We start from the raw sequence: 16,202 nt of genomic DNA on the forward strand, positions 1-16,202 counted from the left end.
GTCAAATTTGACACCCAATGTTTCAGTACTAAACTAGCTATCCTTTCAATACTGCTCGAACATGATAATAAAGATGGTTGTATATCCAGTTACCACTTATTTGCCTATCATTCAAAAAGGTTGTAGAGAAGTTGTAACGTGCCTCAAACGTTTTGATTCGTGCAAGTAATGCTTTGGCATTGTATTGGCTTCTGTAGTTACCATGTACCAAGTCCGAGTAACTACCTTCAACCAAAAGCGTAAAGTTTGACTTTTGAGATCGAATCAACTCATGTTCGAACCGTTCCTCTTTGATGCTGCTGGCTAATTCGTCAATGCTGTTCTTACGTTCCACAGTGAACGGAAAGTAGGTGTCTCGGTATATCCCCAGCTCGAAATTGTGGGGAATCATAGCACTATAATCCCCTGTATCTAGCTTTATAGCTGTATATAGGATATTATGAAGTTGAAAATAGTTTGTAATGTGCTGATTCACTTGCTCCCTCGTATCAATGAGTATGACCATTGACGAGAGGAGCTTTTTTAGTTCAGTGTCTGTATATTTGAATTTAGTGATCATTTATAGATCACCTTCATTCCCTTGATATTCGCTAAATTCATGGCCCATACTAAAACCTTGTAAAAAAGCCCCCTGTTCTGCTTCCTTTACATGTTTCACCATTAACTCCACTAGTTTATCGTTATCAACGTTGTTCAAAGGTAAGGCTTTTAAGAATGTGCTTAATTCATTTGCAGTCTGTATAAAAGCCTCTGTACGTTCAATTTCAATAAATGCGTTATCTAAATTAGGAAAATCTATAATGTCCCCCATACTCCTACCACCCTTTCTAATATCGTTTAGATAGCCCTAGAGGTGGTTTCAACTTTTAACCTTATATTCTTATCAAATCTAAAGCTAAAACACTTCTACGAGATTGCTATACGTTTTTAACCTACTTTATCCACTCATTGCTGTAGGACCTTGCTTTTTCCTCTCAATCAACATGTTCAATATATGGCTGCTAAACTTATTTGGGATTTCCTCGAGCTGTGCTGTCTCTTGCAGTACAGTCATGATTGAATCGTAATCGGAATATGCAAGCCATCCAGGGATTTCTTTATAGACTTGATCGTCAACATTATCGAATGTGAATTGTATTGCTTTTTCAATACTTACAATTTGCTCATTTCGAGAAAGAGACCGACCGACGACTGTTTTTTCTTTTTTCTTTTCTTCTTTTTCTACGCTATTAGATACACTAGAGGCGTTAAAAGAGTCTTTAAGATCTTTGTCAGTCGGTCTTTCTCTTTTATTAGCATTATTTTCATAGTTATCATTGTTGTCGTTGTTATCATTATTTAAATTATTATCATGGTTAACATTATTAAAATTATTAACATTATTGTTTGTGTTCATCTGTTGTTCATTTGCTGTTCGTTTGTTGTTCACTTGCTGTTCATCTGTTGTTCTACTGCTGTTCATTTGTTGTTCATCTGCTGTCCACTTGCTGTTCATCTGTTGTTCAATCCCTTGATACTCACACCAGTTAACTACAGTAATCACGCTGTATTTCGTCGTTTTTTTGATGTTCAACATTTGCAATTGTTCAAACAATAACATCCATCTCCACAACGTACTTTCTGAAATAATATGAGTATCTTTAGCGCCTTTGTTAAACTCATTCGCAAGTGCTTTTCTGCCGGTTATGAATTGTCCGACTTCTAGATTCACCACCTGATTTCCCACCAGTTGATTTCGTTCTTTATGGGATGCTTTTAGTAAACAATGGATCCATAATTTCAACATATAAGGATCAGCGTATATTTCATGTTCTTGCAATTTCCTGTGTAAACTAATCCAACCTAACATTCATTAATGCACCCCCTTCCCTTTTCAAGTATTGAAGCTAAAATATCGTTTCTGCAGCACCTCTCATTGCTTCGATAATTTTTCTGTGAGTTGCTATATATAGTTCCTTATCTTGTAAATAAGATGCAAGTTCGTCCCTATTCCGAGCTACCCAATAACCCGAATGGCTTCCGTTCTTAATACTTACAACTGGTAGACCTTTCGTTCGTAAATTATAAATAAGCTGGTGAAAATAGCGGCGATCTTTAATCATCACTCGCTCCATAATTTGTGAACCTGTTAAACTCTCTGAATCTCCCAACCCTTCTAAAATACGATAGATACGTAATTCGTCATTTGTTAGATTTTCATACATTCTCTTTCCTCCGTTCTTTCACCTATTTCATACACACGCCGCCAAGTTGTGTAGTTTCACCATTCACTCGTAATTTCATTTATAATTTCAAAGGCTTGGTGATATGGCCACCATCTTTTCCTTGCTTTTTTAATTTCGATTGCTCGCATACGAACATCACATACAATGTCACTTTCTAAAAAGCGCGGTGACATATTGGTTAATTCAGACATTCTCTTGAGATCAATAAACCATAAAGACTCTCTAACTTCTTCATCGAGCCGCTTCTCTATGTACTGTTTAATAGCGACTTTATCGAGTTGTAATTCAACGTTCGCAGGAATCATGGTTATTCCCCTCCTCTGCTAAATATCTAACTTCTTTTTAATGCATATACCACTTGTGCAGCTTCGATTGCTTCTATTACTTTTTTTCCTTTTTCAGGCGGAAGATCCTTTCTTAACAAACGACTGAAATTACTTTCATTCAATCCGTAAAATTCGGCTACTTGCCACTGCTTTAAGCCTTTTTCTTTAATCATTTTTTTAAAATCAGTAACTTTCATTTCCCGCGCTCCCTCCAATAAGCATTTTGTTGTTGTTTTATGCTTACTTTGATATAATCTACTCAAAGAATAACAACAACAAATACAAAAATCAACATAAAATATTTATTTTATGCTTATTTTTTACGAAAGGAACCATATTTATGAATTCAAATATCATTGGAAATACGATGATTTATGTAATTAACCCCTACGAGATCTATGAACACGGTTTTCACTTCCAAAATTTAAGTAATTTTATATCTAAAGTTGAAATTGAACATTCAATTCTGGAAAGTTTCTATGATAAAAATTCTTCAAGGGGCTATACTTCGTACTTCTTTGCAAAAAACATTTTAGAAAGTATAAATGATGACACAATAACAAAATGGGCTGATTTTTCAGATAAATATTACGATACTAATTTAGAGGATTACTTAATGAAATTAGTTTCCAAATATTGGAACGATAGTCCGCGAGACATCTTAGATGAAATTCCATTAAATAATTCACCTATCATTACCCTTTCAAAAGAAGCTATTTCAAACTATGTTTTTGGGAAAGAGGATAACGCGGTAAAGTCATTTCGTTTTCCAGAGGAAGGTATTGGTCTATTCACCGAATTAGCAAAGTTAGAACTATTTGAAATATCTAGTTTGAAGAAGTTTACAAAGAGCTTCGGTATTCCAATAGGAGTAGACCTTTCTAAAAAGTCTGAATATAGCACTCTCATGGATTTTAAACAATATAATACATTTCTTTATTTCGGAGCTGCTCCAACCGCACTTATTTATAAAGAATTGGTTGAATATCAAAATATATTCAATATGTTTGTAGCAGTAAAAACTAATGATGAGCAATTAGCTAATAAGATATATGAAAGAAAAAGATTTATTCAAGCCGTATCAGAATTAAGTAGCATTAGCGTAAATAGATCTTCAGAAATACAAACTTTTAAGAGGGAGTATGAAAAAAATATTTTAGATAATAAGAATAAATTTTCATTAGCTCAATGTAGAAAATATCTAACAGAAGCTATAACAGAGAAGGTTGCGATAAATACAAAAATAACGGATTCAGTTGATGGGGATTTTTTCGAAGTCAAACTATATAACAATTTATTTGAAGTTGCCTATAATCAAATTAAGGACTCCTTGTTAAATAATACTGAATTAAAACGTTGTGAAAATTGTGGTCATATTTTTGAATCAACTCATGGAAAACAACGATTTTGTTCACCATTACCATTTAAAAAAAGAAGTAGCTGTGAAAATAATTATAACCAACGACTTAAAAGAAATAAGGAAAAAGCGCTATCGTTAGTTGAATTAGGAAATAGTATTGAAGAAATATCACAAATTATTAATGAATCACCAGAAACGATTCAGCAGTGGATAATCAATAAAGTAAACTGAAAGAAATAAGCTTTAAATATTTTGGAGTATTTCAACTCACCTATTCCTGTACACACGCCGCCAAGCATGAAAGGAATGGTTAGAGTGGCAAAGGTAGAGTATTTTAAATCATCTAAAGAGAAGGAAATATTTTATTATTACAACGCTAAAAAAGAACAATTGTGGATGTATCGTCACACTTATTATGATTCATTAGGGAAACGTCGCGAGAAGAAGAAAAGCAGTTTCAAAACAGAAAAAGCAGCCCTTCGCTCATTGTTAGAGGTAAAGGCTGCAACTGTGGACGGTGCAACGAAACGCATCGAGAATGACAATCTAACTGTTGGGGAATGGTTAGATATGTGGTTTGAAATGAATCAAAAGAAATGGAAGGTTAGCACACGTGCTCAATATGAGTTATCCGTTCGTCTACATTTGAAGCCATTACTTGGTAAGTATAAGCTGCAAAAGCTGGATAAGCCCACATATCAACGGGAATTCATCGATAAGCTCGAAAAGAAATATAAATCAGGTACTGTGCGATTAGCGCATAATATTTTCAAAATTGCCATTAATGCAGCCATTGAAGAAGAGTTATTGACACGTAACCGCTTCAATAAAATAACCTTCACTCTTGACGAGGACACGGATAACGAAAATTTCCTCTCGATCGACCAGTTAAAGGTATTGTTATTTGATGCAAAGCAAAATGAAAATATAACCGTTTATACTTTTTTGTTAGTGATTGCTTACACTGGTATGCGCCGCGGTGAGGCATTAGGCATCCAGTGGAGAAACATCGATTTTGAAAATAATACAATTACCATCGAGCGTACACGTGACCATGCTGGATCACGTACACCTAAAACTAAAAATAGTTATAGAACTATTTTAGTGGATGAAGCAGTAATGAAGCAACTAGCAGCATATAGAACACATTGTAAATCATTGTTGTTATCTTTCGGAAAAAAGTTAAAAGACGATATTACAAAAGATGACACCTATGTGTTTTTATCAGAAGCAGCCGAGCCTTATTCACCTGATACAATCTTTAGTATCTTTCGCCGAATTATAAAAAGAACCAAGCTACCAAAAGTGACAATCCACGGGCTACGTCATACACACTGTACTATCCTATTAAGCCGTCGTGTCAATGTAGAGGTAATTGCCGAACGTCTAGGAAACACCCCTAAGATGATTTATGATGTTTATGGGCATGTATTAAAAGAAATGGAACTTGAATCTGTAGCGGTATTTAGTCAAAGTTTACAAGGCTAGTGTGGCAAAATTTGTGGCAAATCATTGGTGAAAATGGCTATAAAGCTTGATATATAAAGGTTTATTAAACACCACACGTAATATATACTATTTTAATAATTATTGCGAAGAAAAGAACTACATGCTACAATATTGACACATACGCTTGCTCTAAATGTATTTTCGAGCGATTTGCGTTATACAGGCGATGATAGGAAAAGAGTATCTGTTCCATTTTAAAGCGAGTAGAAGATGGTGAAAGTCTACATAGTAACAGAGAAAAGGCACTCCTTGAGCTAACTTTTTAAAAAGAGGTTTTAAACATCACGTTTAAAACAATCAGGGTGGAACCGCGGGTTTTAGCACTCGTCCCTGGGCATTTAATGTGCCCGGAGACGGGTGCTATTTTTAATTTAGTTCTTACTAAATTGAAAAATTTCTTTTGCGAATTTATAGATCAGTTTTATAAATTCGCTAAAACAAAATTACTGTTCACTCTGTGAAAACTATGAAGGAGGCTATTTTTTATGGCTAACAAATCAATGGAAACAATCGTATCATTAGCGAAGCATCGCGGCTTTGTCTTCCCTGGTTCTGAAATCTACGGAGGCTTAGCAAACACATGGGATTACGGTCCACTAGGTGTTGAATTAAAAAACAATGTTAAAAAAGCATGGTGGCAAAAATTTGTTCAAGAGTCAGAGCACAACGTTGGGCTAGACGCTGCAATTTTAATGAATCCAAAAGCTTGGGTGGCTTCTGGTCACGTTGGTAACTTTAATGACCCAATGATTGATTGTAAGGCATGTAAAGCGCGCCATCGTGCTGATAAAATCATCGAAGACGCTGCACTAGCTAAAGGCGATGAAATTATTGTCGATGGTATGACATTTGACCAAATGAAAGAAACGATGGTTAAGTATGACGTAGTGTGCCCAGATTGCGGTAAGGCTGATTTCACAGATATCCGTCAATTCAATTTAATGTTCAAGACATTCCAAGGTGTAACAGAATCTTCTACTAACGAAATTTATTTACGCCCAGAAACAGCACAAGGTATTTTCGTAAACTTTAAAAACGTTCAACGTTCTATGCGTAAACGTACACCATTCGGTATTGCACAAATTGGTAAATCATTCCGTAACGAAATTACACCAGGTAACTTCACATTCCGCACACGTGAATTCGAACAAATGGAGCTTGAGTTTTTCTGCAAGCCAGGTGAAGATCTTGAATGGCACGCATACTGGAGAGAATTTTGTAAAAACTGGTTGTTAAACTTAGGAATGAATGAAGAGTCTATGCGTCTTCGCGATCACGAAGAAGATGAATTGTCTCACTACTCAAATGCTACAACTGATATCGAATTCAAATTCCCATTCGGCTGGGGCGAGCTTTGGGGCGTAGCGGATCGTACAGATTACGATCTAAAACAACATATGGAACATTCTGGTGAAGATTTTACTTACATCGACCCAGTTACAAACGAACGCTATGTTCCATATTGTATCGAGCCTTCTTTAGGTGCAGACCGTGTAACATTAGCATTCTTATGCGATGCTTATGATGAAGAAGAGCTTGAAGGCGATGATAAGCGTACAGTTTTACGCTTCCACCCTGCTCTAGCACCATTTAAAGCTGCAGTCTTACCACTTTCTAAAAAGCTTTCGGATGAGGCTACTACTGTTTGGGCAGAGCTTCGCAAAGCATTCCCAGTTGACTTTGACGAGTCACAATCAATCGGTAAACGTTATCGTCGACAAGATGAAATCGGTACACCATTCTGTATTACTTACGACTTCGACTCACAAGAGGATGGTCAAGTAACAGTGCGTCATCGTGATTCAATGTCTCAAGTTCGTATGCCAATTACAGATGTTAAAGCATACATTGAAAAACACCTTCAATTCTAATTTAAGACGTATATAAAGAGGGAGTCGCATGATCAGCGACTCCTTTTTATATGCATGACGCTCAGCTTTCACACTTTTGCTCCAACCGACTCATCGGATGTGCCCAGTCGAAACAGAGATCAACTCCACATTACGGCGATAGACAAATTTATACATGTATTCAATAGTTTTTCAGGATATAATTCCCTCTATTATCCCCTTCATCATTTTGATATAAATAAAGTATTATAGTTACTCTTTAAATAACAACAATTCACTACAATCCCAATCTATTAAGATTCAATCTCCCGGGATCAATACTAAAAGCTTGTACATATGAAGCAGAGGGAGACGAGTACTCATGTTTTTGAGACACTACAGGCGTGAATTATGCATGACAAGGATGCTTAGACCACACCCACAGAGAGCGCCCTCCAGCAATAAAAAGTGCAGGCAAGTACATATTTTGGTGAAGAGTCTTCATCCTGAAGGTTGAAATTGTGGGAGGATTCTAGCAAAAGGCAACACTATAAAATTTTTTTGAATTACTTTGGAGGAAATAATTTGAAGACTAATCGTTTTTATCAAATCGCAATGGCCTCGGCATTAGCAACAAGTGCTATTGTCATTACACCCTCGGCACATGCCGCATCGGTATTCCCCGATATAAATGCGTCAACAGAGGAAGGCAAAGCAATTATTAACTTAGCCGAACGAGGCATTATTTCAGGCTACCCAGATGGCACATTTAAACCCGCGAACCCAATTACTCGTACACAAGCAGCAAAAATTTTAGCTGGTATTTTAAAGCTCGATACGGTTCATGTAAAAAACCCCAATTTTAAGGATGTAAAACCTGGCGATGAGAATTATGGTGCTATCGCAGCATTAGCAAACGCTGGCATTATTAGTGGCTCAAATGGCTATTTCAACCCAACAAAAAATATTACTCGTGGACAAATGTCAAAAATGATTGTGAAAGGCTTTAATTTAACGATTACAAACGATATTGACATTCCTTTCAACGATGTCAAGGCGGGCAGTGAATACGAACCATATATAAAAACACTATTTGCCAACAGCATAACAAAAGGTACAACCCCTACTACCTTTGGGCCTCAAAGCAATGTAAAACGCTCGCAATTAGCGTCTTTCGTTGTACGCGCGGAAAATGTTCAAGGCAATGTTACTGTTTACGCTAGTCAATTCAATCAGGACTATATCTTTGCTTCATATGGCGGTATTAACCCAGCTGAAGATATTTTCACATGGGACGAAGAAGAAGATATGACGGAATCGATCACCCTTAAGCCGCTAAAAGAGGGCACAGGCAAATTAGTGCTTACGGGCTTTAACGAAGAAACTGAAGAATTTAAGGATATCTTTTATGTAGTTCATGTGAAAAATGTAGATGGAAAGCTGCAAACAACTCTTCAAGAAGTAAATGAGGCGGATCACGTAGAAAACTTACCGCTCAACTTATTGGAAACTGATTTGAAATTTATCCCTACAGAAGTGAGTATTCAAACAGCAGATGGTCAAGCCTTATCTCCTGAATTATATAGTTTTACATCAACTAATAATACAGCTACACTTGCTATCTATAAAAACGGGCAATATATGCTGACATTCTCCAATGGTACACAACAACAAATGATGGCTGCAGATGTCGATACGTATGATTTCGTGCGCAGTATTGACATGTATCAGATTACAGATGAGTTAGCGTTTTCTAGTGATGATCTATCGTTCGAGCCAACAAGTGTTGCTTTAGAACAGTTAAATTATGAGCCAGCAGCTGTGAAAGCTTCAATAAAGGAAAACAAAGTAAATGTTACACCACTAGCAGAAGGCACTTCTATTTTGCATATTACAGGTAAAAATGGTGAAACTGCTTATTTATATATTGAATTTCTAAAAATCGCTAATAAATGGGCTACTAATTACGAATTCATGGATGATCAAGAAGAAATTTAAAGTAAAATGCCAGAAGATCAATATTATTGGTCTTCTGGCGTTTTTTCTTGATCAGCATTTGTTCTTAGCTTTAATTCAGGCGTTCGCTCAAGCTGCTCAATAAATTTTTTAGTCTTAAAACGAATTCCTGTTTGCTCCTCATAAATTGTTGAAATTATTTTTTTGATAAAATATTTAGTTTCTTTTTTTAATTCTAATTTCCCAATCTGGTCAATCGGTACAGTATAAAACATTCGAATAAGCTTAAGCTGGGTCGGTGTTAATCGAATGATATAAGGATCATGATGATAGCAGCGATGACATAAAAAGCCTCCCTGCGCAAAGGAGAATGCAAATTCACCATCAACTGAACCACAAGCAGCACACGTATGTAAAATAGGCTGCACACCTGTATAGGGTAGCATTTTCCATTCTACGAATAACGTAATAGCCTCTGGATCATAGCCTTCCTCAATTGCCTGTAATGCTTGTAGGAGCACATCGAATGCAAATGGCTCAGCTTTTCCTTCTTCTACTACACGCTCGACAAGTTCCATTATATAACTTGCATATGCCGTTGCCATTATATCCTCACGAATATGGCGCATTGAATTAAGATGCTCACCTTGTTGCATTGTCCCCATACCCGTATGATGCTGCACCATAAACATGCCATACGTGAATGGCTGTGTCACAGATGCTAATCTACTAGAAGGCTTCTTGGCACCTCGAGCCATCGTAGCAACCTTTCCAGCTTCTCTTGTTAGTAAGGTGACAATTTTATTTGATTCTCCATAGGCTCGTACCTTTAGAACAATCCCTTCCCATTTATAAAGCACTAGTCCTCCTCCTTTCTACAAGCTTCGCATGAAAATAGAGCTCTCCAAAAGACTTTTGGACAGCTCCATTCAAATTTTAGACATACATAGTAATGCTGTAGAATTATTTCACAATTTCACAACAGGATTTATTAATATTCATCTTCACGGAAACCGAAGTCGCGTAAATGTGTTGATTTATTTCGCCAATCCTTCTGCACTTTTACCCAAAGCTCTAAGTACACTTTTGACCCAAGAAGCATCTCAATATCTTTTCGTGCACGTGTCCCCACTTCTTTTAATAGCGCCCCACGTTTACCAATCACAATCCCTTTTTGAGAATCTCTTTCCACCATAATTGTCGCTGCTACACGAATTTTACCTTCATTTTCTTCATCTCGGCGAATTTTATCAATGACAACTGCGATGGAATGAGGGATTTCTTCACGCGTTAAATGTAACACTTTTTCACGAATCAACTCTGAAATAATAAATCGCTCTGGATGATCCGTAACTTGGTCTGCTGGATAGTATTGCGGACCTTCTCGTAAGTATTTCGTTACTGTCTCCAATAGATTTTCAACGTTATTCCCTTGTAAAGCTGAAATAGGCACTATTTCAGCAAAATCATAACGCTCTTTGTAGCTTTCAATTATTCCGATTAATTCGTCAGGATGAATTTGGTCGATTTTATTGATGACAAGGAATACAGGGGTTGGATTACCCGCCAACATTTCAAGGATGAATTCGTCACCCTTTCCAAGCTTCTGCTCTGCATTTACCATGAACATAATAATATCCACTTCACGCAATGTATTTTTGGAAACCTTGAGCATAAAATCCCCTAGCTTATGTTTCGGCTTGTGGATTCCAGGTGTATCAATAAAAATCATTTGGCTATCATTTGTTGTAAGTACACCTTGTACTTTATTTCGTGTTGTTTGTGGTTTATCACTCATAATCGCGATTTTCTGACCAATGACACGGTTTAAAAATGTTGATTTCCCTACATTCGGTCGACCGATTATGGAGATAAAGCCTGACTTGTAGCCATTGTTAGTTTCCAGCATTCTCTAAATCCTCCGTTGTAAATGCAAACGGTAGTAATTCGCCTACAGACGTTACCGTGACATCACCTTTTAAATTTGTTAAATATACAGGCATAGATGGCGCACAAAATTCCATCATCACTTGACGACAAGCTCCGCATGGCGCACAAGGTCCTTCTGTATCAGCTACAATAGCGATCGCCTCAAAGTCATAAATGCCCTCGGACACAGCTTTGAAAAATGCTGTACGCTCAGCACAATTGGTCATACTATAGCCAGCATTTTCAACGTTACAGCCATGAATAACTTCTCCATCTTTCGTTAAAAGCGCCGCACCAACTTTAAATTTTGAATAAGGTACATAAGCCTTTTCACGCGCTTTTTTTGATTCTTCTAGTAATGCATGCATATCAATTGTCATTAATGTTCACCTCTAAATAATAAATAGCTCATCACCATAATGTGGGTTGATTTCCATTCCAGCTGTGCGTTTCCTTGGGGCGTTCGATGAGCCGCTTGGGCCAAAAGGATGTTGTTCACGAACGCGCTATCATAGGACAGGATGCTCTTAGCCTTCGCTCCTCTATCGCTAATCCCTAAGAAGTCACCTAGCCTCCACTCCAATCAACTTATATAAATGGTATACATTTTAACAAATGTCATACCAAACTTTTGGTGATGAGTCTAATACATCATAAATTCTCCAGCACAATTGCTACTACTTCATGACCGATTAATAATAGTTTTAGTAATGTTAAAACCATTTCGGTATAAAGATGAGTAATCCGATTATAGCACTGAATATCGCAAATACAAGCACTGCACCCGCTGCAAGATCTTTAGCCTGCTTAGCGAGTGGGTGCATTTTTGGTGAAACTAGATCCACTACTCGTTCAATAGCAGTATTAACTATTTCAAGTGCAAACATTAGTGCTATTAATATTAGCACTATATACCATTCCACACGTGATAAACCTGTAAAATAGCCAGCAATTAAAACAATTCCTGCACTTAGCAAGTGAGACTTAAAGTTTTGCTCTTTACAGGCTGTAACGATACCTTCAAAGGCATAACCAAAAGATCGGATATATTTGCGAACATTCATTTAATCTCGCCCTAAGCCAAAAGATTGTAAAATTTCATCCTGCTTACCGAACATAACCTTTTCATCTTCTGGTACCATATGATCGTAACCAAGAAGATGTAAAAAACCATGAACCGCTAAAAAACCTAATTCTCGTTCAAAAGTATGGCCATATTCATCCGCTTGTTCTTTCGTGCGATCCGTTGAAATAATAATATCGCCTAAAATGCGGGGCATCCCTTCGAATGTTACTTCCATTTCTCCCTCGCCTAATTCCTCCAAGGCAAACGAGATAACATCTGTAGGTTGGTCCTTATCACGATATTCTCGGTTTATTTCTTGAATCGCTTCATTTGTCACAAACGTCACTGACACTTCTGTTTCCGGCTCAATATTCTCTACCTTCGCAGCATGCTGTAAAAGCTTTTCAACAAGCTCCATATGCTCTGCAGCTACTTCATTTGTTTCATCTGTAAAATCAATTGTTAAAATCATAGATCCTCCTACTTATCTGCCTTTGGGTATTCAATACGTGAGTGGAAAATTCCATTCAACGTTCCACAAAGTACTCGCTCTATACATTTTAACTCTTTTATTGAAATATCGCATTCATCAAACTGATTGTCTTGTACTCGATCATCAATAATTGAGCGTACCAACTTTTGAATTTTCTCTGCATTCGGTTCTTTCATCGACCGAACCGCTGCCTCCACACTGTCAGCAACACTAATAACTGCCGCTTCCTTTGTTTGTGGTTTTGGTCCTGGATATCTGTACTTTGTTTCATCAATACATTTTCCTTCTTCCTTCGCTTTAAAGTAGAAGTATTTCAACAGACTAGTCCCATGATGTTGCAAGGCAATATCAATAATTTCCTGTGGCATCTTATAACGATTTAGCATTTCAGCCCCATCAGTTGTATGTGCGATTATAATTTCCGCACTTGTTTCCGGGGACAATGAATCATGCGGATTTATACCAGACATCTGATTCTCGATGAAAAAGGCAGGACGTTTCGTTTTGCCAATATCATGATAATAGCATCCTACACGTGCCAGTAATCCATCTGCTCCAATTTCCTCACATGCTGCCTCTGCTAAGTTCGCCACCATTACACTATGATGATATGTTCCTGGAGACTCCATTAGTAATTTTTTCAGCAATGGATGGTTTGGGTTAGAAAGTTCAATTAAACGCAACGATGACAACAAACTAAATGCTGATTCAAAGAATGGTAAGAGACCCATTGTAAGAGCCCCTGATAGAAGGGCCGATACCAATGCAGCGATAAAGTAAAACAGCCACTCTGGCAAACCATAGGAAGACTGTGTCATCAGTAAATAAAATGCGATAAACGACATATTTACTAGCCCTATGACCCCAACTGCATGTAGAATATGCGATCGCTTTTCCATACTACTTAAAAAGAATAAGCTCGCAAAGCCTCCAAAAATTATATACAGTGTAATTTCCATCTGCATGACAGATGAATAACCCTCTTGAAAAATAACACCAGCAGATGCCGCTGTCATTACTGTAATAAGAACGGCAGCACGATCATTCACTAATAGCCGTACAAGCATCGTTGTCAACGCTGTTGGGAAAAGGAATGCAACAGTAACATCGAAGCCCCCTGCGACCAGGCTAATAAATTTCATTAGCAGGATGGATAAACTATAAACAATTACTGTCACCAATAAAGCCTTACGTTTCTTGTTTTCATCCTCAACCGAACGTTCAAATAAAATAAATATGAACACCATTTGTAAAAGTATTAAAATGATAAGACCTGCAATCGGCTTCATCGATACTTTATTACTCACCATACCTAGAAGCTCTAATTGACGAAACGCCTCATTATCAATAATTTGACCTTCCTGTACGATGATTTGACCTTGAAGAATTCGAGTGGGTTCAACCGATTCCTTTGCCTGCTCTTTTCGAATTTTCGTTTGTTCATCGTTAATCGTTTCGTTTTCGATAATACTTGTACGTCCAATTAAAACTACCGTATTAAATATTTTATCTGGATAGCCTCGTTGTCCGCGAATTTTTGTTTCAAAATCATTTTGAGCCGCAAACAAATTTTCTGAACGAATGGATTTTTGTAAATATTCCTGCACGAGTTTTGATAGTTGCGTACTTGTTCTTTTTAAATCTTCTTCACTTTGTACTAACAAACCTTCTAGCTGTGAATCAGTAAAAATAATGGGCATTTGATCTGAATCTATGGATTCAAATTTTTTTCGGAGTTGCGCCACTTGATCGCCAATTGGAACTGGTTCTTTTTTGCTCGCAACATCCTCCTTTACTTCAAGAACATAGTCAAATAAAGAAGTTACAATCGCAGCTCGCTGCTTGGCGACATCCTCGGAAAATTCATAAACTGGTTCTACAGCGTTTGCTGCTTTTTCTCGCTCCTGTTGGGTTTTATAAGTATCTTCAATCGTTTTAGTAGATCGAACTGTTTCAGGCGCTAGTTGTAAAGGTTTAAAATTATATGTAACACCTTTAACATTGCCATACATAAAAACAAATTGTAGGGCTCCTGTTAAGATGAGAACGACAATTAAAAAGTAGCGGAAACCAATAAGTTTTATGAATTTTTGTAATTGTTTCTCCATCTGGCACCTCCTCTATCTACCTACTATCATACCAATTCAAAAAACATTTTTCCCGAAAAATGTATAAGAAAGTAAAAAAACAGCTATACAAATTGTATAGCTGTCACATTTTTTTCCATTTTAAAGATCCTTCACCATAAGTGTGGTTGATTTCCGTTTTATGTCATCCACAATTTTTGGTGATAAGCCTTTTTCCAACTAATTGCATGTAAATCGATATTGATAACGAATTTTGAGGTTACACTTCAATAGTTTTTTAGTATGAACTATTTGCATCTAGTGAAACTTTAAATTCGTTACACCTGTCCTCACTTTCGGTACAGACTTTAATTCGTTGCACCTACCGTTCAGTTTCACTCCACTTTCGATGCAGACTTTAATTCGTTGCACCTGTCGCTTCGCTTTCGGTGCAGACTTTAATATGACCGCTTTAGCGGTCATATTAAAGTTGCTGTTCTTCGTAGGCTTTGATGATTTTGGCTACGATTGGATGACGTACTACATCACCTTGCTCTAAAATTTGGAAATCTATAGACTTTACATATTTTAGTGTTCGCTCTGCCACAATTAATCCCGATTCTGTATTTTTAGGTAGGTCGATTTGTGTTTTATCGCCCGTAATGACCATTTTTGAGCCAAAGCCTAGTCGCGTTAGAAACATCTTCATTTGTTGATGTGTCGTATTTTGGGCTTCATCTAAAATGACAAAAGCATCGTCTAGCGTACGACCACGCATATACGCTAAAGGTGCAATTTCGATTGTGCCTCGTTCAATAAGTCGTTGAGTTTGTTCTGTCCCGTAAATATCGTTTAGAGCGTCATAAAGAGGGCGTAAATACGGATCTACCTTTTCCTTCAAATCACCTGGAAGAAAGCCTAAAGATTCCCCTGCCTCTACTGCAGGGCGTGTTAAAATAATACGCTTAACGTGCCCATTTTTTAGCGCCTGTGTTGCCATGACTACCGCTAAATACGTTTTCCCAGTACCAGCTGGACCGATACCAAAAACAACGTCTTTATGACGGATTGCTTGTATGTATTCTCGTTGACCGATTGTTTTTGCACGGATAGGCTTTCCTTTCGTCGTGCGTGCTATTTCTTCATCATATAGTTCTGCAAAATATTCGATTGTTCCTTTTTGTGTCATTTCAATAGCTGTTGCAACATCACGTTGATCAATATTAATTCCTTTGCGAATGACCTTTAAAAGAGCATGTAAAAGGAATGTCGCTTGTTCCTTCGCATCTTCTTCACCAGCAAGCTGAATTTGTTCACCACGCGTAATAATGTGGACATGTAGAGCCTCTTCGATTAACTTCATATTGGCATCGGAAATTCCGAGTAGCATGACTGCCTCGTTTGGATTATCCACTTGTAATACAGTTAAATGTTCTGACATAA

General features: G+C 37.2%; 17 protein-coding genes. 4 read left to right on the forward strand and 13 right to left on the reverse strand.

Features of this window, described 5'->3' with window-relative positions; genetic code table 11:
* Nucleotides 1-37: 37 nt before the first annotated feature.
* The 6 genes from AB9L17_RS16615 to AB9L17_RS16640 all read right to left on the reverse strand — a co-directional run bounded on the left by AB9L17_RS16615 (nt 38) and on the right by AB9L17_RS16640 (nt 2,748).
* Nucleotides 38-559, reverse strand: a complete 522-nt coding sequence (locus AB9L17_RS16615; protein ID WP_375199495.1) for an ERCC4 domain-containing protein — start codon at nt 557-559, stop codon at nt 38-40.
* Nucleotides 560-811, reverse strand: a complete 252-nt coding sequence (locus tag AB9L17_RS16620) for a hypothetical protein (RefSeq protein WP_375199496.1) — start codon at nt 809-811, stop codon at nt 560-562.
* 126 nt (nt 812-937) lie between these two features.
* The gene (locus AB9L17_RS16625; RefSeq protein WP_375199497.1) at nt 938-1,849 is read right to left on the reverse strand and encodes a hypothetical protein; all 912 of its coding nucleotides are present in this window, start codon (nt 1,847-1,849) and stop codon (nt 938-940) included.
* 37 nt (nt 1,850-1,886) lie between these two features.
* Nucleotides 1,887-2,204, reverse strand: a complete 318-nt coding sequence (locus AB9L17_RS16630) for a hypothetical protein (RefSeq protein ID WP_375199498.1) — start codon at nt 2,202-2,204, stop codon at nt 1,887-1,889.
* A gap of 56 nt (nt 2,205-2,260) precedes the next feature.
* The gene (locus AB9L17_RS16635; protein ID WP_375199499.1) at nt 2,261-2,530 is read right to left on the reverse strand and encodes a hypothetical protein; all 270 of its coding nucleotides are present in this window, start codon (nt 2,528-2,530) and stop codon (nt 2,261-2,263) included.
* Nucleotides 2,531-2,556: 26 nt separating this feature from the next.
* On the reverse strand, nt 2,557-2,748 hold the full coding sequence (locus tag AB9L17_RS16640; RefSeq protein ID WP_375199500.1) for a hypothetical protein: 192 nt from the start codon (nt 2,746-2,748) through the stop codon (nt 2,557-2,559).
* A 143-nt stretch (nt 2,749-2,891) separates the two neighbouring features.
* Between AB9L17_RS16640 and AB9L17_RS16645 the strand changes: the two genes are divergently transcribed.
* The 4 genes from AB9L17_RS16645 (at nt 2,892) to AB9L17_RS16660 (ending at nt 9,247) form a co-directional block, all read left to right on the forward strand.
* Complete coding sequence (locus AB9L17_RS16645) at nt 2,892-4,142, forward strand: hypothetical protein (protein ID WP_375199501.1); 1,251 nt, start codon at nt 2,892-2,894, stop codon at nt 4,140-4,142.
* Between the two features lie 75 nt (nt 4,143-4,217).
* Complete coding sequence (locus AB9L17_RS16650) at nt 4,218-5,399, forward strand: tyrosine-type recombinase/integrase (RefSeq protein ID WP_375199502.1); 1,182 nt, start codon at nt 4,218-4,220, stop codon at nt 5,397-5,399.
* A gap of 506 nt (nt 5,400-5,905) precedes the next feature.
* Entirely contained in the window at nt 5,906-7,291 is a 1,386-nt protein-coding gene (locus AB9L17_RS16655) for a glycine--tRNA ligase (RefSeq protein ID WP_068983604.1), read from the forward strand.
* Between the two features lie 543 nt (nt 7,292-7,834).
* Nucleotides 7,835-9,247 carry an S-layer homology domain-containing protein gene (locus AB9L17_RS16660; protein ID WP_068983605.1) on the forward strand — a complete coding sequence of 471 codons (1,413 nt, stop codon included), beginning with the start codon at nt 7,835-7,837 and terminating at the stop codon, nt 9,245-9,247.
* A gap of 23 nt (nt 9,248-9,270) precedes the next feature.
* On the opposite strand, the gene recO is transcribed toward AB9L17_RS16660, so the two are convergent.
* The 7 genes from recO to AB9L17_RS16695 all read right to left on the reverse strand — a co-directional run bounded on the left by recO (nt 9,271) and on the right by AB9L17_RS16695 (nt 16,200).
* Nucleotides 9,271-10,065 carry a DNA repair protein RecO gene (recO, locus tag AB9L17_RS16665; RefSeq protein ID WP_068983606.1) on the reverse strand — a complete coding sequence of 265 codons (795 nt, stop codon included), beginning with the start codon at nt 10,063-10,065 and terminating at the stop codon, nt 9,271-9,273.
* 131 nt (nt 10,066-10,196) lie between these two features.
* Nucleotides 10,197-11,114: a GTPase Era gene (gene era, locus AB9L17_RS16670; RefSeq protein WP_375199503.1), complete on the reverse strand. Its 918-nt coding sequence runs from the start codon at nt 11,112-11,114 to the stop codon at nt 10,197-10,199.
* Nucleotides 11,101-11,514, reverse strand: a complete 414-nt coding sequence (locus AB9L17_RS16675; RefSeq protein WP_083226917.1) for a cytidine deaminase — start codon at nt 11,512-11,514, stop codon at nt 11,101-11,103. Before AB9L17_RS16675 ends, era begins: the two co-directional genes overlap by 14 nt.
* A 333-nt stretch (nt 11,515-11,847) precedes the next feature.
* Nucleotides 11,848-12,198, reverse strand: a complete 351-nt coding sequence (locus AB9L17_RS16680; RefSeq protein ID WP_068983608.1) for a diacylglycerol kinase family protein — start codon at nt 12,196-12,198, stop codon at nt 11,848-11,850.
* Nucleotides 12,199-12,672: an rRNA maturation RNase YbeY gene (gene ybeY / locus AB9L17_RS16685; RefSeq protein ID WP_068983609.1), complete on the reverse strand. Its 474-nt coding sequence runs from the start codon at nt 12,670-12,672 to the stop codon at nt 12,199-12,201.
* An 8-nt stretch (nt 12,673-12,680) separates the two neighbouring features.
* Nucleotides 12,681-14,801, reverse strand: coding sequence for an HD family phosphohydrolase (locus tag AB9L17_RS16690; protein ID WP_068983610.1), 2,121 nt, complete (start codon nt 14,799-14,801; stop codon nt 12,681-12,683).
* Nucleotides 14,802-15,243: 442 nt separating this feature from the next.
* Nucleotides 15,244-16,200, reverse strand: coding sequence for a PhoH family protein (locus AB9L17_RS16695; RefSeq protein ID WP_068983611.1), 957 nt, complete (start codon nt 16,198-16,200; stop codon nt 15,244-15,246).
* Nucleotides 16,201-16,202: the final 2 nt, after the last annotated feature.

This window comes from Lysinibacillus sp. RS11, assembly GCF_042019215.1.
GTDB classification, from domain to species: domain Bacteria; phylum Bacillota; class Bacilli; order Bacillales_A; family Planococcaceae; genus Lysinibacillus; species Lysinibacillus xylanilyticus_A.